Source organism: Metabacillus idriensis (assembly GCF_009674765.1).
Taxonomy (GTDB): Bacteria; Bacillota; Bacilli; order Bacillales; family Bacillaceae; genus Bacillus_P; species Bacillus_P idriensis.
The window spans coordinates 44,067-63,884 of sequence record NZ_WKKF01000013.1 but is presented as its reverse complement, the minus strand read 5'-3'; the positions used below and the strand labels follow the sequence as shown (position 1 = coordinate 63,884).

The following is a 19,818-nucleotide window of genomic DNA, read 5'->3' as shown; positions in this document are numbered from 1 at the left end:
CAAAACACGTTCAGAACTTAAAGTCCGTTCGAATCATACGTGCTTTTCTAAGCGTGTCAAAAACAATGACAAGGGCAGGTCCTGCGAATAATCCGATAAATCCAAGGAGTTTAAATCCTATGAACAGGCTGATCAGAGCCGCTAAAGGCGTAATGCCCATGCTGCTTGAAAAGATTTTAGGTTCAATGACCCTTCTGACGACTGTAATGACTAAAAAGAGAATCACCAATCCTATCGATAAAGCTTGGTCATTTTGAAAAAATGCGTAGATCGCCCATGGAACGAGGAAGGATCCTGTTCCGAGGATCGGCAGAATATCCACAATGACAATAAGGAGAGACAAGACCACCGTGTAAGGAACTGAAAGGATAGATAGCCCCGCAAACGCCATCACAAACGTCAGGGCGCTTAAAAAAATCTGGGCTTTGACAAAACCAATCCCTGCTTTATTTAATTCTTCCAGAACAAGAACGAGTTTCTCCTTTGTTTTCATTGTTAAACTGTCTGCAATCATCCTTTTTAATCGAGGAAGCTCAAGGCTGAATAAATATAAAGCAATGAGATAGATCAGGATTTCAAACATAAAACCGGGCAAAAAGGCAATAAAATCGATCAAACTGTTTAAAAATCCATTCACGCCTTCTTCAAACGACTTAAGTCCCGCTGTAAACGATTCTTCCAGCGATTGGACAACCCCTCTTGGAATGGTTTCCTGCACTTGTTCCCATTTCGTTAAAGTAGGCTGTATAATGCTCGCATAAACCTCTTCAATAATTTCAGGGAGACTTGATGCAAATGCAACAAATTGATCAAAGACAACTTTAACTGTAAAATAGCCAATCATCACAAGCATTGCAGCATAGGCTGTAAATGCGGTAAAAACGGCAAGACCCCGTCCAAACTTCAAATGGTTTTGCAGCCTCTGCACAGCCCCTTCCAATATAAGAGCAGTAACTAATGCAAATAGAAGAGATAGGCTTAGCGGCAAAAGGATTATGACCACCACAATTAAAACACTGAGCAAAATCCATTTTTTCTTGTTCACCTTTTCGTTTCTCCTTTTAATATATATGCTTGTTCCTCTCATTATAATCTATTAAAAGCAAATCAAGTTATATCCCAAAATAAAAAAGCAAGCCAAATTCAGCCTGCTTTTAAAGTCCATTATCGCGTGGAAACTGTCTTTGCGGCGGCTTTTATCAGAACAAACCAGCCTATTGCCAGAAAGACCGCGCCGATTCCAATCAAATAGCCAAAATGCTGGAGGGCCTGATCGCCTAAAAACTCAAAACCAGTTTTGATAAATTCATTGCGGACAGCAGGAATGAACAAAAGGACAGCACCCAATCCGATCGCTGCATACCCTCCTAATAAACCAAACCGGTAAAACAAACTGCCAAGAAGAAAGAAGCCTGATAATAAGAAGAAGCTGAGAGCCCCATCAATAAAGAAATTGACAAGATACAGATTTTCATGCCCTAGAAATTTTGCCATGTAATAAATCTTGAAATTTCCATTCACCATCATGGAACCCATTCCTTCAATCACCATGATTAATAGAGTGTGAGCAGCCGCCATAAACATAGCGAGCATGAGGAGAAAGAGACTCGTGGCCACATAGTAATTTTTTCTTGTAGCTCCTCTTTTGATGCTGAACGGATATGTTTCTTTTACAGTCATAAATCCGGCGATTGCGCTGAAAATATAGACCGCGGCGGAGCTTGAGACTGTCAGGTTTCCTCCAGTTGTAAACTGAATGCCAAAGGATAAAGCCATGCAGCTGATCAAAATGGTCCAGAAGATCGTAAGAGAATTTCGAATATCCAATACTTCAAACAATAAAATGCCGCGACATTGTCTTATCATGCAGAAACCCCGCCTTTCGGTTTTGCTGTTAAATAAACCATTAAATCCTGAACCGGCACATGTTCGACCTGTAATCCTGCCTTTTTAGCCTCTATGCGGTTTTCTCCATACAGGACGGCCTGTTCCATACTTCCAAATGATTTGCGGTAAATGACGTTTTTGTTTTTTACAAATTCAGCAACTGCTGCTGAAGATCCATTGACCAAAAACGATTCCTCTCTAAGTTCATCTGCATTTTTCTGCATCAAAAGCCTGCCTTCAGATACAATGAGCACTTCTTCCAGCAGCCGGCTGACTTCATCTATTAGATGAGTAGATAAAATAAACGTACGCGGATATTCTTCGTACTCTTCCAATAGTAAATCGTAAAATCTGCTTCTGGCTGCAGCATCGAGACCAATATATGGCTCATCAAATATCGTAATTGGCGCCCGGCTTGCAAGACCAACCGATATTCCCAGTGCAGATTCCATTCCCTTTGATAATGTTTTGACTTTCATATTTCCATGAAGATAAAAATCCTCGAGCAGTTTTTCAGCTGTTTCCCGGCTCCAATTCGGGTAAAAGCAGCGTGCGATTTTTAGGACATCTTTTATCTTCAATCCTTTTTTAAAATTTTCGCTTTCATTGATCAAACAGATCGACTCTGTTATCTCTTGATTTTCAAAAGGTTTTTGGTCATTTATTAACACCGAACCACCCGTTGGCAGGATCTGACCCGCAAGAATTTGCATCAATGTCGTTTTACCCGCTCCATTCCGGCCCAGCAGCCCGTAAATCTTATTTTCTTCAAGTTCCAGTGTAATGCCGTCAAGCGCGCTTTTCTTGCCATAAACCTTCGTTAATTCATTCATATTAACCTTCATTATGACCGCTCCCTTTTTCAAGCATTTCTTTTAGATCGTTCACACTGATATTCAGTTTTGCCGCTTCCTTCTTCAGAGGCAAAATAAAGGTTTCGTAAAATTGCTCTTTCCGTTTGAGGGTTAATATCCCCTTTGCCCCTTCAGCTACGAACATCCCAATCCCTCTCTTCTTAAAAAGAATGCCTTTCTCCACTAACTGATTGATCCCCTTTGCTGCTGTTGCCGGATTAATTTGATAATGTGCCGCGAACTCATTTGTCGATGGAATTCTCTCTCCTTCCTGAACCATGCCGTTTATGATGTCATCTTCTATCTGCTCCGCTATTTGCTGAAAAATCGGTCTGTCGGTATCTAAAAATGGATTCATATGACCCCTCTTTCGGTTCATTTGTTAATTGGTTAGTTACTTATGTAATTAACTATATATCATATTGTAAAACATTGTCAATATAAACCCTGAAAATGGACTTATTCCAAATAAAAAAGGCAATCCCCTAGAGGGACCGCCTAATTTTAACCTGCCTTTTCAAATGTAACCTTAACCACTTTTTTGGTTTTCTCATTATATTCAACAAAAACAAATACTTGAAACGTTTTATCCTTTTCCTTCAGTGTAAGCTTGAACGTTTCAATCGAAGTTGTTGTTTTTCTCTTTTTTCCTACATGAAGATAGTCTGTGATTTGAGCATCAGGGTATTTTTCCATAGTCTTGCGCATCGCAACTCTTCCGTACTCTTCATAGGAAAGCACTTTGGTTTCTGCTTGAGCTTGAACAGAAAACGCGGTTAAACTGCTTCCTGCCAAACAGAAAATCAGCAAGATGTTCAGCCATCTCTTCATTTTTACAATCCCTTCTTTCTTTTTCATAGGGTTTGTAATTGAATGGATTCTATGCAGACATCTCTTTGATCATAAACACCTGTTCTGCTTTTTCAATGAACCCCTCTTTTTCTAAGATTTCAAGGACCAGCTGATTGGATTTAGATAGATTGACAGCCGTTCTTTGAATCTCTTCCGTGTTAGAGAATGCCAATGCTTCATGCAGCAGCGAGCGCACAAGGGCTTCTTTCTCCTGATGTTCAGGGTGTGCCTCACATTGAAATAAAAGGATGCCAGATAGCGTTCCGTCATCCTCATATTTCCGTTTTGACAGAGCGAATCCGATGGTTTCCCCCTTTTCGTCTACAGCAAGAATGGATTCACCATCCCTGATGTTTTGCCACTGCACCTGCCATGGCGTCAGCTTGTTATAAAAAGGGATATTTTGTACGTCCCGCGTCTTTTTAACCTGAACACGGAAATCGCCTTTTGGTTCTTCGAGCTTAAGCGGAGCTGAATGTCCGAGGTGTGCAATCCTGTCTACTACCTTATAGCCCATTTTTTCATAAAGCTTAATCGCACGATCATTATGAGAAACGGCTTCAAGAGTAGCAGTGTCTACATTTTCTTTTTCATAAAGGGATAATACCTCTTCCATCAGCTTGACCCCGACCCCTTTACTTCGGTATTCAGGAGCAACACCGGTTCCGCCGTTCCATGCAATTTTTTTGCCATCAATGGTTCTGATTCCATTCAAAACAAGCCCAACCGGCTTCGAGCCGTGAAATGCAACTACAGATAATGCCGGCGAAAGGTTTTCAAGCACCATTCGATTAAAAAAATTCTCAAGAGACAGCGTCATATCAAAATAATATCCCTCAAAACCTTTATTCCATGCGGTTAAAGCTTCTTCAAGCGTACATTGAGACAATCTTTTAATGGTGATCATAACGTACCCCTTTTCTTATCAGCTTCCCAAAATTCATCAGCTAAAACGCCCATTAAGATGTTGTCGTGAAAATCACCATCATAAAAAAGTTCTCCCCGGATAACGCCTTCCTGCTTAAATCCCAGTTTCTCATAAGAGCGTTTTGCTCTCTCATTGTAGTGATAAACATTCAGTCCAACCCGGTATAACCCCAAGTTATGAAAGCCATGCTGGAGGATTAATCTCAGCGCTTCTGTGCCAAAGCCCCGCCCGCGATGCTTCTCTTCATTTAAGGCGATCCTGATACTTGCATTCCGGTTTAAAAGATCAATATCAAGTAATGCAAGATCTCCAATTGCCTCGTCTGTTTCCTTCATTGCAATCACAAGATCCATTCGTGTTTTATCGAGTGCAAAGCTTTCATATGCCTTTTCTATTTTTCCCATTGTAAAAAACGTTTGTGTCCCTGTAAGTCGTCTAATCTCTTTGTCCTGCACATTATGAAAGATCATGTCAAAGTCTTCTTTTTTAAAAGGACGTAAATATACATTTTCTCCTTGTAAAAAACTCATGAAGATCCCCCTTTTTCTATATACATGAAGACCATTTCTTCTAAAGAACGAATTTGTTTTTGATAAGGGTAACTCCCGCCTATTACTGAATAGTGAAGGCAAATGCCATCTATGGTTCCCCACACCATGGAAGATACCAGTGAAGGGTCAGTCTCTTTTTTGAATTCATTCTGCCTGATGCCTTCTTCAATAATCTCAATGAGCAGAGCTTGATAGACATTGTCATAACGGTCTGTCATGACTTGCTTCAGCTCTTCGTCCCTGCCTGAGTGAATCCAGAATTCAAGGTGTACACCGATCATTCTCTGCCACTTTTGAGATAGCTCAATTTCCGCGTAGTTATTGAAAAACTGGTGAAGTTTTTCTTTTGAATTTCTGCTTTCTTGAAAGGTGTTTTTCAGCTTCGCGATATTCTCTTCTGTCCTCTTTTGCATCAGCTGAAGATAAATCTCCTCCTTACTTTTAAAGTAGTTGTAAATTGCCCCTTTGCTTAAACCGGATTCAGCAACAATATCGTCTATTGTTGCAAGCTGAAATCCTTTTTCGCCAAATGCCTTAAGGGCACTTTCCAGGATATGGCGCTTCTTTTTCTCCTTATATTCATTTGAAACGATTGGAGCCACTTTTACACCGCCTTCCTTAAAAACCGACTATATAGTTTATTTTATTCCACTGATGACGGTAAATTCAAACAATTTCGAAAAAAATATTTGTTAAATCTACCATTTGACTTTTACACAATAACCCCTTAATGTAGGAAAGGACTTTTTTAAAAACACACATATATCTTCTTATTAAGAGAGGCAGAGGGACTGGCCCTGTGATGCCTCGGCAGCGGACTCGGAATTCCGAGTGCTGTGCCAATTCCAGCAAGCCCTGTGCTTGAAAAATGAGAAGAGCTTATTTCCATTCCGGATATAAGGTCTCTTCTTATTTTAGAAGAGATCTTTTTTTATGCAGGCTAAAAGAGCTTACGAAATGAAAGGTGGTTCACATGGAAACGAAAGGAAAAGGCTGGGCGCTTCTGCCCTTGCTCATATTTATCGGTCTGTTTGTAGGTTCCGGCATCATCACCGGAGACTTCTATAAAATGCCCATTCTAGTAGCAATCATCATTGCAGCAGGCGTTGCACTTATGATGAATCGGAAAGAAACATTCGCTTCAAAAGTGGAGAGCTTTGCTAAAGGGGCAGGTCATCCTGATTTAATGATCATGGTGTTTATTTTTATATTGGCTGGGGCTTTCTCAGAAGTGGCCAAAGGAATGGGTGCAGTTGAATCAACTGTTAATCTTGCTCTTACCTTTTTGCCGCAAAGCTTTTTGATTGTTGGGTTATTTATCATTGGGGCTTTCATTTCCCTGGCGATGGGAACGTCAACAGGTACGATTGCAGCTCTTGCTCCTATCGGAGTAGGAATCAGTGCACAGGCTGATGTATCGGTTGCTCTTGCTATGGCAGCTGTCATTGGAGGAGCGATGTTCGGAGATAACTTATCCTTTATTTCTGATACGACAATCGCTGCTGTCCGCACACAGCAAACGGAAATGAAAGACAAGTTCAAAGCAAACTTCTTTATTGTTTTGCCTGCAGCCATCATCACATGCGTTGTCTTAATCGTGATGACACTCGGCGGACAATCACCTGTTTCACCTGGTGAATTCAACTGGATTAAAATGCTTCCTTATATCGGTGTTCTTACAGCTGCACTGCTTGGAATGAACGTGATCGTGGTTTTAACTGGCGGCATTGTGATTGGCGGAGTCATTGGCATGATGGACGGCACCTATACATTGACAGCCTTCCTGCAAAAAATAACAGATGGCATCATGGGCATGGCTGAGCTCGTCATTCTCTCGCTTTTAATTGGCGGCATGGTTGAGCTGATCAAGAGAAATGGCGGCATCCACTTTATTTTAGAATCAATGACAAAGCGTATTTCATCTAAAAAAGGCGCAGAATTTGCCATTGCAGGCCTTGTAAGTTCAACAAATCTTGCAACAGCGAACAATACGATTTCCATTATTGCAACTGGCCCACTTGCGAAAGATATGGCTGATAAGTATGAAATTGATAAACGAAAATCAGCAAGTCTCCTGGACATCTTCTCGTGCAGCATTCAGGGATTGATTCCATACGGCGCACAAATGCTTGCCGCAGCAGAATTCGCTTCTGTCTCACCGACAAGCATCCTCCCGTATTCGTTCTATCCGATTCTGATTGCTCTCTGCGGAATTGCGGCGATTTTGATCCAGTTTCCTAGATTTAAACGAAATGCAGCTTAAATGCAAAAAACAGTGTCCTTATGGGCACTGTTTTTTGTATGGAACCTGAGTCATGTAACTGGGTATTGATGGTCTGTGATTTGCTTTAATGTCCTTCAAAGCTGGATTTGGACGACGCGGAGTACTCGTACTTCTATTTGATTCCCTTAAATCGGGATCTGGACCATTTTATGTACTCATAGACGCTCTTTGATACCCTGAAAACAAGAAATTGCCCTTTTTAGGTAAAACCATTCTAAGAGCTAAAAACAGTGCCCACAATCAAGGTCACTGTTTTCTACTCTTTCATCAATCCATGCAAAAGAAACTGAATCGTATATTCTTTTTCCGCTTCATCATCCCAGTCCAGATCCGGCAGGATGATGAACCTTCCAATCAGGAACCCCATAATGGTGGTGATAATCATTCGAAGAACCGTTTCAGGAGGCATTTCAACCATCTCGCCTTTTTCCTGGAAGTGCTTGATCAGCTGCTTCAGCTTCTCAACTGCATGTTCCAGAACGACCTTGCGGAGCTCCCCCCTGAACTCTTCATGAAAAAAAACTTCCTGAAGTAAAATCTTGATCACAGGATGATTTTTCTTGATAAACTCATAGCGGTTTTCAAGAATGAATCTCAGCATTTGTTCAAGGTCCTGATGATTCTGGTTTGTCACATCCTGAAGAAAATTCCTCACTAAAAACGGGGCAATGAATTTTGTTATGGTCGGCATGACAATCGAAAACAGCAGGTCTTTTTTCGTTTGATAATGACGGAAAATCGTACCCTCTGCGACTCCCGCTTTTTTAGCAATTTCACTGGTAGATGCCGCTGCAAACCCTTTGTCTGCAAATATTTCAATGGCAGCTTCCACTACCTTTTTTTGTTTTTCACTCATCTTGACATCTTCATCTGTAAGCTTAAGCAGCTCTTCAATGGAAAATTGATTGCTCATTTTTTAAAACTCCTCATTTATCTATAGTCCTTATTATAAATGAAGGCTCTATTCGTAAACCATGTTGTTTTTTGACTAAATGTTAAAACATTTAGTGGATTGCAGCGGAAAATAACGGGCAAGATTTATAATCGAAAACAACAACCTATGCGAAAACAGCCTAAATGAAAAAGAGAACACCGGCATTACAGCCTCCTCACCTTTTTCAGCGCGAAGATATTAAGAATCAGGAAAGCGAGGGAAAATCCAAGCAGAATATAGACATCCTGTGCAATATCGCCCCATCCATATCCTTTAATCATAATCCCCTGCAGAGCATCCGCACCGTATTTAAGCGGCATGGCATAACTGATGGACTGCAGCCAATCCGCCATCGTTTCCAATTTAAAAAGACCTGAAAAGAAAATTTGCGGCACAATAACAAGCGGTATGAATTGAAACATCTGCAGCTCGTTATTTGCAAATGTAGACAGCAAGGTGCCTAGTGTCAAAGAGGTCATTGCAAGCAGAAACGTAATAAGAAGAACATAGAAATAAGGTCCTTCCATCATCATGTCCAGCACACTTATGGAAAATGCCGATATCAAAATGGCCTGAAATGTAGTAAAAATACCAAATCCGATCACATACCCAAGAACCAGTTCAAAGCGTTTAAGCGGTGTCGCCATAATCCGGTCCAATGTTCCGCTTGTTCTTTCACGCAGAAAAGAAACACCTGCAATCAGGAAAACAAAGAAAAAGATAAATACGCCGATAAGAATTGGACCGATGTTATCAAAGGATGTCATATCACTTGATCCGTGCAGGTAGGTCACAGCTGGCTCTGCTTGCTGATCCGGTTTTACACCTTTTTGCATAAGACCAAGCACCGCCCGGCTTACACTCGGATCAGAGCCTTCTAATGTAATCTCTGTTTCCCCTTTATCAAAAGAAACAAAAGCATCCAGACTGTCTGCTTTCACCCATTTTCCAGGTGCATTTTCATCGTATTCTATGACTTTGCTATCATTCTCCTCTAGAATAGTCATCAATTGCTCCGGGGCTCCATGGACGCCAATTTTAGGTGAATAGGCCTCACTGTCAAAAATAAAGTTCATTAAAGTAAGGATAAACAGCGGGGCAATAAGCATCAGCGCCAGCGTTCGCTTATCCCGGACAAATTGCTGAATGATCCGTATCACAATCGCAAGCACTCTCATTCTTTTGCACCTCCATAAGCTAAAAAGGCCTCTTCAATGGTGTTTGACTTAGAGTCTGATTTCAATTGTTCAGGAGTTCCTGAAGCGATAAGGATTCCTTCCCGAATGAAGCCAATCCTGTCACATTTTTCAGCCTCATCCATTACATGCGTTGTCACAACAATCGTCGTTCCTGTACGCCTGATGTTTTCAAGCTCCTCCCAAATCGACTGGCGCAGGATTGGATCAATCCCCACCGTCGGCTCATCGAGAACAAGGATCTGCGGTTGATGAAGCATGGCAATCGCAAGTGACAGACGGCGCTTCATTCCCCCTGAATAGTCTCCTGTCCGTTTCGCCGCATGCTCAGAAAGGTTAACAAGATCCATCACATACTGAATTCTCTCTTTTTTCTTCTTTCCTTTTAGACCGCTGAGAGCGGCGAAAAAAGCTATATTTTCTTTTCCGGTAAGCTCTCCGTAAAGAGCATCTGACTGTGCCATGAATCCGATCGTTTTCAGAGATTTTAAGTCCGGCATTTTCACCCCTAACACGCTTGCTTCCCCGGTGCTTGCTTCATCAATGCCAACTATCATTTTAATTAACGTTGTTTTTCCTGACCCTGAAGGTCCCAGCAGGCCAAAGATTTCCCCTTTTCCTACTGAAAATGAAACATTTTTTATCACTTCTTTTTTACCGAATGATTTTGAAACTGATTGGAGTACGATGCTCTTTTCACTCATATGAAAACCTCCTAAATAAAAGTGAGTAATCACTCATTTATACCTTAAGCTATGTATATTCTTTTGTAAAGTGAGTAATCACTTTTTTCTTCGCTGAAAAAGCAGCGAACCTTGTGCAGTCCGCTGCTTTCTTTTATTTAAGCAATCTTCTTATCAATTTCAGTCCGTTTTTTGCGTTAGGATATCTGAAGCTGAAATCAAATTTTGTTGTTTGGTGGAGAACACTTTTGTAATGAGAAAAGGCTTCAAAGCTGTACTTGCCGTGATAATTGCCCATACCGCTTTCCCCTACTCCCCCAAATGGAAGATGCGGGGTTGCAATGTGCATGAGCGTATCGTTTATACATCCTCCGCCAAAGGAAACCTGTCCAATGATCTGCTGTTCCGTCTGTTTACTTGCAGTAAACAGGTAGAGAGCAAGTGGTTTAGGGCGAGCTTGAATAAAGGTAATGGCCTCATCTAAATCGGCATATTCCATAACCGGTAAAATCGGACCGAAGATCTCTTCCTGCATAACAGCTGCATCCGCCTTTACCTCATCTAAAATCGTTGGAGCAATTTTCAAAGAATTACGATCGGCTGTTCCGCCTAAAATAGCTTTTCCGTCTGAGAAAAATTCCGTTAAACGTTCAAAGTGCTTCTCACTGATCATTCTGCTGTAATTTTCATTCAAAAGCGGGTTCTCACTGAACATTTCCGTGATTTCAGCTTGAAGCAGCGATAGAAATTCTTTCTTTACGTCACTGTGAACAAGCAGATAGTCTGGTGCTATGCAGGTTTGACCCGCATTAGTAAACTTTCCGAAGGCAATTCTTTTTGCAGAGAGCTTCAAATCAGCATCTTTGTGGACAATACACGGGCTTTTTCCGCCAAGCTCCAATGTGACGGGTGTAAGGTGCTTGGATGCTGCCTCCATCACGATTTTTCCGACGGGCACACTTCCTGTAAAGAAAATCGTATCGAATTTCTGGTCTAGCAGCAGTTGATTTGTTTCAATACCGCCTTCAACCACTGCGACAAGTTCTGAAGGAAAGATTTCTTCTACAAGGTCTTTCAGAAGACTTGATACATTCGGTGCAAATTCAGATGGTTTCAGAACCGCTGTGTTTCCTGCGGCAATCGCGCCGACAAGCGGAGATATTGCGAGCTGAAATGGATAATTCCAAGGTGCAATAATAAGCGCTGTTCCAAAAGGCTCCGGAACAATTTTCCCAGTTGTACCGATGTGGGTCATGGCTGTTTTCACCTTTTTAGGAGCAGCCCATTTTTTAAGATTCTTTTGTGAGAAAGAAATCTCCTCGAGAAGTATGCCGATCTCGGTTGAATAGGCTTCAAACTCGGATTTGTTTAAATCCTTGTTCAATGCATCCATGATCGCACGTTCCTTTTTCTTTATAGCTAGACGAAGCTTGCCGAGCTGATCATATCTTCCTTGCACACTTCTAGTGTTTCCACTTAAAAAGTAGGCTCTTTGATTGAAGAGAAGAGCTTGTATTTGTTCTTGAGCAGTCATTTATTTCATCCACCTCTTAAAGTGTTTATATGTTTAATCTTATAAACATATATTACACGATGATAGGATTAGATGTCAATTAATATGGAAGTGAAAGCAGGACAAACCAGCCTGCTTTCACTTCCAATAATCAAACATTGGTCCGCCTTTGCCTAATAAAGGATCGTGTTCAGGCAGCGGTACGTTTTGAATTCGATTTAATGCCTGCGGCCGCTCTTCTTTCTTTCCGGTGCACATATCCATTTCCTGATCGTCTGGATAGGCTCCCATCACTTGAAAATCTGAGCTTTTTCCGATGCATTTATGTCCAACGCCAGCCGGAATAACTGCGACATCTCCTTGTTTAACCGCAACGGCCGTCCCATTTTCGCCGCCGAAAAGGATTTCTGCTGTGCCGCTGACTACCCCTAATACTTCATGGGAGGTGCTGTGATAATGATGGTAGTCATATACACCGTCTACCCAAGTTCCCGACCAGCCGTGCTCAAGAATCGTTGACTCGAACTGTTCTGTTGAAGGAAAGGCTCCTTCGTAAATGAGAAGAGGCAGATTCGGGTTATTTGGGATGCTGCCGTCGTCCTTGAACATGAATGTTTTAACGTTCACTTTTTTCCACTCCTTTGTTTATCGATCCCGGTATGAGCAGACAGCCTGCCAACCCGAGGATACTGGCAAACCTTCTGATGTAGATTCCATAGGATGTATCTTTAAAGATAAATACATAGCATAACGCTATGACACAAGCAGTCAAAAAGAGAATTATACCGATATTATTACGGTTTATCACACAATCACCATCCTTTTTTTTCCTTTTTTCATTATGACAAGGATGGACGAATCTCTTATCTTAAATTTATCTTAAACCTGAGTCGTCTTTTTTCTGGCAGTTACACAAACCGTAAGCTCAGGACGAACTTTTTTATACGAGACTTTTATATTTTCATACCCGCATGCAAGCATGTCATCGTGGATTTGGCGGCCGAACATTCTTGTCTTTTCTGCACTTGCATCCTCTTCCCTTGGCTGCATTGTGATGGCGATTACTCCGCCCGGCTTTAAAGATCTTGTGATGTTTTCTAGTCCTGCGCGGGGATCATTCCAAATGGTGTAGTTATTTACGGAAAGGATTCGGTCATAGGTCCGATGCGGTAAATCAACCTTCTCTGCGTCAGCTTTCATGAGCTTTACTCTCCCTTCTTCAATGTCAGATGCAAAATGCTTCTCAGCCTGTTCTTTCATTGTTTCTGATACATCCACGCCATCAATTTTAATTCTGCGGTAGTTCTTAAGCATGTAGCCCATACTGTAACCAGGGCCAAATCCAATTTCTAAAATATGATCACCTGGCTTAATGCGTAATTTTGAAATCGTCCATTTATTGATCGTTTGATTTTCAAGTGCCATGATTTTGCCGGCAATGATTCCAAAAAAACCTTTTGGCTTGCTGAAATTTTTTGTGAATGCTGAAAACATGTCTGACACCTCTTACGGATTCGTCTTGTTCTTATCTTTATCACCAAACACAGCTTGTTAAACTCTACCTGAAAGAAATTTGCTGTATTGACAGGATTGCAGGTTGAACGTAAACTTAACTTAAACGTTTAAGTTGCTGTTCTATATCCCTCTGAATTTTATATCTTCATTAACACTTAAACGATTAAGTAAAGGGGTTGACTGCCATGGAAAGTCCCCAGTCCGTTCAATTAGAATCAATAGTTGGTAAGCCGTTAAGCTTGTGGCGCAACCGTACATTTTTATCTCTTTTTGCAGCATACACTCTCTCGATTTTTGGAGGCACCTTTCACACGATTGCCTTGAATATTTGGGTGCTGAAGACGTATGACAGTGCGACATTGATGTCAGCGATTTTAATTACTCATCTCCTCGTCAGCACATGTTTTGCCTCCATTGCAGGGACGGCAGCTGACCGGATGAACCGAAAAAAAATGATGTGGATCGCTGACATGATCCGGTGCGTGCTCGTAGTAGGGCTTGCCGCTGCGATTTCTGTGCAGACTCCTTTTTGGGTCATCATTCTTTTAACCGCTTTAACTGCGTTATCGGGGTTATTTAAAGCTCCAGCATTTAACGCTTCTCTCATCGATGTAGTCGGGAAGGAAAACATCCAAACCGCTACAGGAGCCATGAGTCTTGCAGACAATATTGCAAGAACTCTCGGGTTTGCAGCAGGCGGAGTCATTGTGGCTGCTTTTGGCGGGGTCACCGCTATTTTAATTGATGCTTTTATGTTTCTTTTATCAGTCATTCTTGTCGTCATCGTAAAGGATTTTCCTGAACATCGGGCATCGTTTGCAGCAAAAACTACATTCAAGCAGGATTTTATAACTGGTTTCACTTATATATGGAAAGAGCCGTTTGCAAGAGCCATTACAATCCTCTCTCCTACTCTTATCTTGTTTTTCACAACCACTCTTATGATTATTCAGGTCATGGCAATCAAAGAATGGAAAGCAAGCCCGATCGAGTTTGGACTGATTGAAGCGAGCATCCCGCTTGGATACATGGCAGGTGCAGGACTCATTATGTTTTTAGGAAAAAAACTGGTGCACCGCGGTGTCCTCATTATCTCTAGCATGATTGGACTTGGACCGCTTTACATGCTGCTTGGAGGGATAAACTCCGCTGCATGGAGCATCCCGCTTATTCTATTGGTTGGCTTTATGTTTTCTTTTTGTACACTGCTCGTAAATGTCATTCTTAGATTAGAAGTCTCAAGTGAGCTTCAGGGCAGAGTATTTGGTATGATCGGGGCATTCACAAGTGTTCTGCCGCCGGCAGGATTAGCTGTTGCTTCCTTTTTCACAGATGAGTTTGGCGGAGGACGGGTCCTGTTTATTTGCGGTCTTTCGCTATTTGTAATCGGGCTTGTCTGCTGGGTGCTTTTAAAAGATATTAAGAATTATAAATAGGTGCATATAAGAAAAGCGCAAGCGCCCGTTTAGCGCAGGCATGTCAGATAAGGATCCGACAGAAAAGGCGCTTTTTGCCAATACTTGCGGATCCGTTCTGGACGAGGAGCCTGAGAGATTCCGCTCGCCATCGAAGCGCAAAATTTTATACTTTCTTATCTCTTAAAAAAGCTGCTTGATCAACAAGCAGCTGTCTTTTATTTATTCATGTTTCCGTGACCTGAATGGACATTTCCCCTCGATCGGCTCGATGTCATCCCCGATAAAATATTGCTTCCACTCCCTGTGGTCAGGGTCTCCGTAATGGCTGATGTTAGGATGCTTCGGAAGCTGATCCCACTTCTCTACGCGCTCTCTCACTTTTTCGCGGGACATGCTGCCGCCTTCTGAGGTTCCTTCTAGCCCTTCAAAAATGCGGCGAGGCTGAAAACCAAGCACTAAGCTGTTTCCTAAATCTCTCGTTTTCCGCTGTTTATAGGCTGGAGCGTTTCCAAAAACAAAGTACGGCTCATTGGCGAAAGAAAAAGCCCAAAGATGATGATCCGGATCGTGTGGATAATCTTCCGGCCATGGTTCTTTGTCATTATCATGGAGATATTGAAGAACATTCCAGAAGTACTCACGGTAATAAGGAATTGATTTTTCGTCTTCCTCCGGTTCTATGAAAACAAATAATCCGTGGCGGATCAGTCTTTTCGCATCATCAAATAATTGCTTGAATGCAATCAGCGCTTCAGGCAGATTTGACCAGTCTTCCTTTGAAACGTATGCATATCTGAGCTCTCCCTTTTTTTCGGCTGCCATCCCGAAATAACATGGAAAGGTTTTATCTGTTACGACATTATGAAAATTTTTATATTCCCGAATGACCCATTCAGGGACAATTTCAGGGTTTGTCATATCTTCTTTTTCTAAAAGGAACTTAGGTTTTGTTATCATCTTTTCACTCCTTGAGAGATTGTGAGAAAGCATTCATACCTCATTAAATACCCTGCAAACAACCGCTTAAACCCTTTTTATATTTATTAAACAAACGTTTAATTAAGACTAGGTGCCATAAGATAAAAATTTCGTTGTTTTTACAGGGTGACAGTCGCTATACTTATCATAGAAAATGGAAAAGGAAAGAGTGGTCGCATGCTGAAGCGTTTTTTCGCCTATTACCACCCTTATAAGGGGTTATTTTTGATTGATTTTTCATGCGCGGTGATCGCCGGACTTCTCGAGCTCAGCTTCCCGCTTGTCGTTAATGCCTTTATTGACCGTCTCCTTCCAAGCGGAGACTGGAACCTGATTATCTGGGCTTGCGCAGGATTGCTGCTGCTGTACATATTAAACACAGTCCTTCAATACGTCGTCACCTACTGGGGGCATATGCTTGGGATCAACATTGAGACCGATATGCGCAAAAAGCTGTTTGAGCATATTCAAAAGCTTTCCTTCCGCTTTTTTGATAATACGAAAACCGGTCATTTAATTTCACGCCTTACAAATGATTTAATGGAAATCGGAGAACTTGCCCATCATGGCCCAGAGGATTTATTTATTGCAGTGATGACGTTAATAGGCGCCTTTTCTGTGATGATGGTCATTAACGTAAAACTTGCTTTGCTTACGTTTTTGGTGATTCCATTCCTGCTTTTCCTTGCCGTTTATTTTAATAATAAAATGACAGGCGCGATTCATCAGCTCTATACAGACGTTGCTGATTTCAGCGCGCGTGTTGAAAACAACGTCAGCGGAATCCGTGTTGTGCAGGCTTTCGGGAATGAAAGATTCGAGAAAGCTCAGTTTCAGGAAAACAACCTGCGCTTCCGCTTGTCAAAATTGCTTGCTTATAAAATTATGGCTATGAATTTATCAATCAGCTATTTCCTGATGCGGCTTGTCACTCTTTTCGTCTTAGTGTGCGGCACATGGTTCGTGATTCAAAATGAGCTTTCCTACGGTGAATTCATCGGTTTTGTCCTGTTAACGAATGTTCTTTTCCGTCCGATTGAAAAAATCAACGCTATCATCGAAAGCTATCCGAAAGGAATTGCAGGCTTTAGGCGTTATATTGAACTGATTGATATTGAGCCTGATATCGAAGATAAACCGGATGCAGCTGACGCTGGATCGTTAACAGGTGATATCCGCTATGAAGGTGTATCCTTTGGCTATCAGAATGAGGACAAAGTATTAAATGAAATTAATTTAACCATCCATGCAGGCGAGACGATTGCATTCGTAGGTCCATCCGGCGCCGGGAAAACAACATTATGCAGTCTTCTGCCCCGCTTTTATGAAGTAAGCGATGGCCGGATTACGATCGATGGCACGGATATCCGCGACTTAACGCTGCGCTCTCTGCGCAGGCAAATCGGCATTGTCCAGCAGGATGTGTTCCTTTTTTCCGGAACGATGAGAGAAAACATTGCTTACGGCAAGCTTGATGCAACAGAGCAAGACATTTGGCAGGCAGCGAAGCATGCACAGTTAGAAGAGCTGATCTATTCTCTTCCGAAGGGACTTGATACGGTCATTGGAGAGCGGGGCGTCAAATTATCAGGCGGGCAAAAACAGCGCTTGTCCATTGCAAGAATGTTCCTTAAGAATCCGCCGATCCTTATCCTTGATGAAGCTACCTCTGCCCTTGATACCGAGACGGAAAAAGCCATTCAGGAATCTCTGGCCAAGCTGTCTGCAGGCAGGACAACCCTTGTCATTGCCCACAGGCTCGCAACGATCAAAAACGCTGACAGAATCATTGTGGTCAATAAAGAAGGCATTGCTGAACAGGGTTCACATGATGAACTGATGGCAGAAGGGAAAGGGTACCGCAGGCTTTATGAGGCGCAGTTTCAGTCTTGAACCGCTTGACGCTGGTGAATTTCAGATGAAAGGACGGATTGGCTTAACATAAATATAGAGTGGTTACTGATAGTCGGACGGATTCCACTGATACAAACCGAGGTTTCACTGATAGACAGTCAAGTTATACCGATAAGACTCAAATTTAGGCCGATATTTTTTCTTTCAGGCTCAAAATAAAGACAAAAAGCTGATCCGTCACCGGATCAGCTTTTTTTTAGTTCAACTTCGTATTCAAAGGCTTCAATTTAGCTTCAATTTCCGCACGGCGATTTTCAAGGAACGGCGGAAGGGCAAGTGATTCGCCTAGATGATTCAGTTCTTCATCTGTATCAAATCCAGGTCCGTCTGTTGCAAGCTCGAACAGAATGCCATTCGGTTCTCTGAAGTATAGAGAACGGAAGTAAAAGCGGTCTACAAATCCTGAGCTTGGAATTCTCTCAGATTTGAGTTTTTCAATCCATTTATGCATTTCTTCTTCATTATCCACACGGAATGCAACGTGATGGACGCCGCCGCGGCCAAGACGTTCCTGAGGAAGGTCGAGGCGCTCTTCAATGTGAACCTCTGCTCCTGACCCGCCATCGCCTGTTTCAAACACTAAAATATCGGGCTGTCCGGGCACGTCAGATGGATAACTCCCCTTCGCTCTAAATCCGAGAATATCCGTTAGAATTTCAATGGTTCTCTCAGGCACTGCAACTGTTAACTTAACAGGTCCAAGACCAATGATGGCGAATTCGGCTGGAACCGGACTTTTATCCCAAGGCTCTCCTCCAGCAACTCCAGCATTCCTTTCATCAGAAACCAAGATCAGACGCTGTCCTTCAAAGTCCCTGAATGACAAAGTCTGGCGGTTTCCCGCTTGAACAATATCACCATGTTCCACATTGTATTCTTCAAATCTTTGTTTCCAATATCCAATGGCATCGTCATTCCGCACACGCAGGGATATTGCAGAAATACTGTTAACCCCTTCATGTACTCGTCCTGCATTTGGAATTTCAAAGAAAGTAAGCTCCGTCCCCGGATTTCCCTTCTCATCCCCATAAAATAGATGATAAACAGATACATCATCCTGGTTAACGGTTTTCTTTATTAATCTTAAGCCTAACGTTTTTGTATAAAACTCGTAGTTTTCAGGTGCTTTAGCTGTGATGGCCGATACATGATGAATCCCTTTTAGCGGCTGCATGTTTATCCCTCCAAATATTATCTTGAATTCGAGATATTTTCTATACTTACAATATACACGCTCTGATTTGGGATGTCAAATAAAGGCTGCTGTGTTTTTTAAGCATTCCCTCTTCTACCCTTTTAACTGTTGGAAAAACTTTCATATTTTGCTAGTATCAAAGAGGAATGTTTTATAGGAGGGATCTCATGAGCTCTGGAGATGACAAGAGACGGAAAAACTTAAAAGTCATTCAGTTTGATAAGGACAAAAACAGTTTAATTGAAACGCTGCAGCCTAAGGAAACGTTTGAGGATGTCGGTGGGCTTGAGGACGTCAAAAAGAGGATCCGCATGGACTTTATTATGCCCATCCAATCTCCTGAGTTTTTTCAGGCATACGGAAAAACAGGCGGAGGAAGCTTGCTGCTGTATGGTCCTCCGGGATGCGGAAAGACTTTCCTTGCTAAAGCGATTGCCGGTGAAATTGATGCAAGCTTCATTCACTTGGAGCTGCAGGCCATTCTCTCTATGTATGTAGGACAAAGCGAGCACAATCTGCATGATATTTTTGAAAAGGCTCGTGAGCAAAAACCATGCGTCCTGTTTATTGATGAATTGGATGCGCTCGGAGGCAATCGCCACCGCATGAACCAGCATCATGACCGTGTGCTAGTAAACCAGCTTTTAGTTGAGCTTGACGGCCTGCAGTCTTTTAACGATCAGGTGTATATTATCGGAGCTACTAACACCCCTTGGTACCTTGATCCTGCCCTGCGCCGTCCAGGAAGATTCAATTCGCTGCTGTTTATTCCACCGCCGTCTGAAGAAGAACGTGAGCTGATTCTTTCCATCAAAACAAAAGATAAGCCGCAGGATAAGCTTGAACTGTCTAAAATCGCAAAGGTTACCACCCATTTCTCAGGGGCTGATTTAACGCAGGTAATCGATGATGCCATATCCAAAGCGATTGAGCGTTCTCTTGAACAGGGATCCCTTCAGCCAATGTCCAATACCGATTTGATGAAATCAGCCAAAGATCGGAGTCCCACAACCCTTGAATGGTTTGCCACCGCAAAAAATTACGCTACTTTCAGCGATACAAATAAAGATTACAAGAATGTGCTTCACTATATGAAGACACACGGAATCCGGTAGG

Annotated in this window: 20 protein-coding genes and 1 riboswitch; of the genes, 4 read left to right on the top strand and 16 right to left on the bottom strand. The window is 42.1% G+C overall.

The window, feature by feature from the left end; translation table 11 throughout:
* Positions 1 to 10 precede the first annotated feature (10 nt).
* The 8 genes from ytvI to GJU41_RS21525 form a co-directional block, all read right to left on the bottom strand.
* Positions 11 to 1,045: a sporulation integral membrane protein YtvI gene (gene ytvI, locus GJU41_RS21560; RefSeq protein WP_070878695.1), complete on the bottom strand. Its 1,035-nt coding sequence runs from the start codon at positions 1,043 to 1,045 to the stop codon at positions 11 to 13.
* Positions 1,046 to 1,164: 119 nt separating this feature from the next.
* A complete protein-coding gene (locus GJU41_RS21555; RefSeq protein ID WP_070878693.1) occupies positions 1,165 to 1,866 on the bottom strand; it encodes a hypothetical protein in 702 nt (233 codons plus the stop codon).
* Positions 1,863 to 2,732 (bottom strand): ABC transporter ATP-binding protein, encoded by an 870-nt coding sequence (locus GJU41_RS21550; RefSeq protein WP_070878692.1) that lies wholly within the window; start codon positions 2,730 to 2,732, stop codon positions 1,863 to 1,865. The genes GJU41_RS21555 and GJU41_RS21550 overlap by 4 nt, the downstream gene beginning before the upstream one ends.
* The gene (locus tag GJU41_RS21545) at positions 2,722 to 3,099 is read right to left on the bottom strand and encodes a GntR family transcriptional regulator (RefSeq protein WP_070878690.1); all 378 of its coding nucleotides are present in this window, start codon (positions 3,097 to 3,099) and stop codon (positions 2,722 to 2,724) included. Before GJU41_RS21545 ends, GJU41_RS21550 begins: the two co-directional genes overlap by 11 nt.
* Before the next feature lie 146 nt (positions 3,100 to 3,245).
* Complete coding sequence (locus GJU41_RS21540; RefSeq protein ID WP_224771480.1) at positions 3,246 to 3,572, bottom strand: DUF3889 domain-containing protein; 327 nt, start codon at positions 3,570 to 3,572, stop codon at positions 3,246 to 3,248.
* A gap of 49 nt (positions 3,573 to 3,621) precedes the next feature.
* Entirely contained in the window at positions 3,622 to 4,500 is an 879-nt protein-coding gene (locus GJU41_RS21535) for a GNAT family N-acetyltransferase (RefSeq protein WP_070878686.1), read from the bottom strand.
* A complete protein-coding gene (locus GJU41_RS21530; RefSeq protein ID WP_070878684.1) occupies positions 4,497 to 5,051 on the bottom strand; it encodes a GNAT family N-acetyltransferase in 555 nt (184 codons plus the stop codon). Before GJU41_RS21530 ends, GJU41_RS21535 begins: the two co-directional genes overlap by 4 nt.
* A complete protein-coding gene (locus GJU41_RS21525) occupies positions 5,048 to 5,674 on the bottom strand; it encodes a TetR/AcrR family transcriptional regulator (RefSeq protein ID WP_154319536.1) in 627 nt (208 codons plus the stop codon). Before GJU41_RS21525 ends, GJU41_RS21530 begins: the two co-directional genes overlap by 4 nt.
* A 165-nt stretch (positions 5,675 to 5,839) precedes the next feature.
* A riboswitch (SAM riboswitch) is annotated at positions 5,840 to 5,947 on the top strand.
* A 98-nt stretch (positions 5,948 to 6,045) separates the two neighbouring features.
* Here GJU41_RS21525 and GJU41_RS21520 point away from each other — a divergent pair.
* Positions 6,046 to 7,335: a Na+/H+ antiporter NhaC family protein gene (locus GJU41_RS21520; RefSeq protein WP_070878681.1), complete on the top strand. Its 1,290-nt coding sequence runs from the start codon at positions 6,046 to 6,048 to the stop codon at positions 7,333 to 7,335.
* 277 nt (positions 7,336 to 7,612) lie between these two features.
* Here the strand turns inward: GJU41_RS21520 and GJU41_RS21515 are convergent, their stop codons facing one another.
* The 6 genes from GJU41_RS21515 to GJU41_RS21490 form a co-directional block, all read right to left on the bottom strand.
* Positions 7,613 to 8,269, bottom strand: coding sequence for a TetR/AcrR family transcriptional regulator (locus tag GJU41_RS21515; RefSeq protein WP_154319535.1), 657 nt, complete (start codon positions 8,267 to 8,269; stop codon positions 7,613 to 7,615).
* Between the two features lie 185 nt (positions 8,270 to 8,454).
* Positions 8,455 to 9,468 carry an ABC transporter permease gene (locus GJU41_RS21510; RefSeq protein ID WP_154319534.1) on the bottom strand — a complete coding sequence of 338 codons (1,014 nt, stop codon included), beginning with the start codon at positions 9,466 to 9,468 and terminating at the stop codon, positions 8,455 to 8,457.
* Positions 9,465 to 10,190: an ABC transporter ATP-binding protein gene (locus tag GJU41_RS21505; protein WP_154319533.1), complete on the bottom strand. Its 726-nt coding sequence runs from the start codon at positions 10,188 to 10,190 to the stop codon at positions 9,465 to 9,467. Before GJU41_RS21505 ends, GJU41_RS21510 begins: the two co-directional genes overlap by 4 nt.
* A 133-nt stretch (positions 10,191 to 10,323) precedes the next feature.
* A complete protein-coding gene (locus tag GJU41_RS21500) occupies positions 10,324 to 11,703 on the bottom strand; it encodes an aldehyde dehydrogenase (protein WP_070878674.1) in 1,380 nt (459 codons plus the stop codon).
* Between the two features lie 117 nt (positions 11,704 to 11,820).
* Complete coding sequence (locus GJU41_RS21495; protein WP_224771309.1) at positions 11,821 to 12,309, bottom strand: cupin domain-containing protein; 489 nt, start codon at positions 12,307 to 12,309, stop codon at positions 11,821 to 11,823.
* 252 nt (positions 12,310 to 12,561) lie between these two features.
* The gene (locus GJU41_RS21490) at positions 12,562 to 13,176 is read right to left on the bottom strand and encodes a class I SAM-dependent methyltransferase (RefSeq protein ID WP_154319532.1); all 615 of its coding nucleotides are present in this window, start codon (positions 13,174 to 13,176) and stop codon (positions 12,562 to 12,564) included.
* Between the two features lie 206 nt (positions 13,177 to 13,382).
* On the opposite strand from GJU41_RS21490, the gene GJU41_RS21485 reads away from it, so the two are divergent.
* The gene (locus GJU41_RS21485; protein ID WP_070878670.1) at positions 13,383 to 14,633 is read left to right on the top strand and encodes an MFS transporter; all 1,251 of its coding nucleotides are present in this window, start codon (positions 13,383 to 13,385) and stop codon (positions 14,631 to 14,633) included.
* Between the two features lie 201 nt (positions 14,634 to 14,834).
* Here GJU41_RS21485 and GJU41_RS21480 read toward each other — a convergent pair whose 3' ends face one another.
* Positions 14,835 to 15,572 carry a YqcI/YcgG family protein gene (locus GJU41_RS21480; protein WP_154319531.1) on the bottom strand — a complete coding sequence of 246 codons (738 nt, stop codon included), beginning with the start codon at positions 15,570 to 15,572 and terminating at the stop codon, positions 14,835 to 14,837.
* 198 nt (positions 15,573 to 15,770) lie between these two features.
* Here GJU41_RS21480 and GJU41_RS21475 point away from each other — a divergent pair, with 198 nt between their 5' ends.
* Positions 15,771 to 17,486 carry an ABC transporter ATP-binding protein gene (locus tag GJU41_RS21475; protein WP_154319530.1) on the top strand — a complete coding sequence of 572 codons (1,716 nt, stop codon included), beginning with the start codon at positions 15,771 to 15,773 and terminating at the stop codon, positions 17,484 to 17,486.
* Positions 17,487 to 17,703: 217 nt separating this feature from the next.
* Here the strand turns inward: GJU41_RS21475 and GJU41_RS21470 are convergent, their stop codons facing one another.
* The gene (locus tag GJU41_RS21470) at positions 17,704 to 18,681 is read right to left on the bottom strand and encodes a ring-cleaving dioxygenase (protein ID WP_154319529.1); all 978 of its coding nucleotides are present in this window, start codon (positions 18,679 to 18,681) and stop codon (positions 17,704 to 17,706) included.
* A gap of 188 nt (positions 18,682 to 18,869) precedes the next feature.
* Between GJU41_RS21470 and GJU41_RS21465 the strand changes: the two genes are divergently transcribed.
* On the top strand, positions 18,870 to 19,817 hold the full coding sequence (locus GJU41_RS21465) for an ATP-binding protein (protein WP_154319528.1): 948 nt from the start codon (positions 18,870 to 18,872) through the stop codon (positions 19,815 to 19,817).
* The last annotated feature ends 1 nt before the right edge of the window (position 19,818 follow it).

Bases quoted from the DNA above. Each gene is read 5' to 3' on its own strand.
- GJU41_RS21530 (WP_070878684.1), bottom strand. From the start codon at position 5,051: ATGAGTTTTTTACAAGGAGAAAATGTATATTTACGTCCTTTTAAAAAA.
- GJU41_RS21520 (WP_070878681.1), top strand. From the start codon at position 6,046: ATGGAAACGAAAGGAAAAGGCTGGGCGCTTCTGCCCTTGCTCATATTT.
- GJU41_RS21535 (WP_070878686.1), bottom strand. From the start codon at position 4,500: ATGATCACCATTAAAAGATTGTCTCAATGTACGCTTGAAGAAGCTTTA.
- GJU41_RS21505 (WP_154319533.1), bottom strand. From the start codon at position 10,190: ATGAGTGAAAAGAGCATCGTACTCCAATCAGTTTCAAAATCATTCGGT.
- GJU41_RS21490 (WP_154319532.1), bottom strand. From the start codon at position 13,176: ATGTTTTCAGCATTCACAAAAAATTTCAGCAAGCCAAAAGGTTTTTTT.
- GJU41_RS21470 (WP_154319529.1), bottom strand. From the start codon at position 18,681: ATGCAGCCGCTAAAAGGGATTCATCATGTATCGGCCATCACAGCTAAA.
- GJU41_RS21550 (WP_070878692.1), bottom strand. From the start codon at position 2,732: ATGAAGGTTAATATGAATGAATTAACGAAGGTTTATGGCAAGAAAAGC.
- GJU41_RS21475 (WP_154319530.1), top strand. From the start codon at position 15,771: ATGCTGAAGCGTTTTTTCGCCTATTACCACCCTTATAAGGGGTTATTT.
- GJU41_RS21485 (WP_070878670.1), top strand. From the start codon at position 13,383: ATGGAAAGTCCCCAGTCCGTTCAATTAGAATCAATAGTTGGTAAGCCG.
- GJU41_RS21510 (WP_154319534.1), bottom strand. From the start codon at position 9,468: ATGAGAGTGCTTGCGATTGTGATACGGATCATTCAGCAATTTGTCCGG.
- GJU41_RS21515 (WP_154319535.1), bottom strand. From the start codon at position 8,269: ATGAGCAATCAATTTTCCATTGAAGAGCTGCTTAAGCTTACAGATGAA.
- GJU41_RS21555 (WP_070878693.1), bottom strand. From the start codon at position 1,866: ATGATAAGACAATGTCGCGGCATTTTATTGTTTGAAGTATTGGATATT.
- GJU41_RS21465 (WP_154319528.1), top strand. From the start codon at position 18,870: ATGAGCTCTGGAGATGACAAGAGACGGAAAAACTTAAAAGTCATTCAG.
- GJU41_RS21500 (WP_070878674.1), bottom strand. From the start codon at position 11,703: ATGACTGCTCAAGAACAAATACAAGCTCTTCTCTTCAATCAAAGAGCC.
- GJU41_RS21540 (WP_224771480.1), bottom strand. From the start codon at position 3,572: ATGAAGAGATGGCTGAACATCTTGCTGATTTTCTGTTTGGCAGGAAGC.
- GJU41_RS21545 (WP_070878690.1), bottom strand. From the start codon at position 3,099: ATGAATCCATTTTTAGATACCGACAGACCGATTTTTCAGCAAATAGCG.
- GJU41_RS21480 (WP_154319531.1), bottom strand. From the start codon at position 15,572: ATGATAACAAAACCTAAGTTCCTTTTAGAAAAAGAAGATATGACAAAC.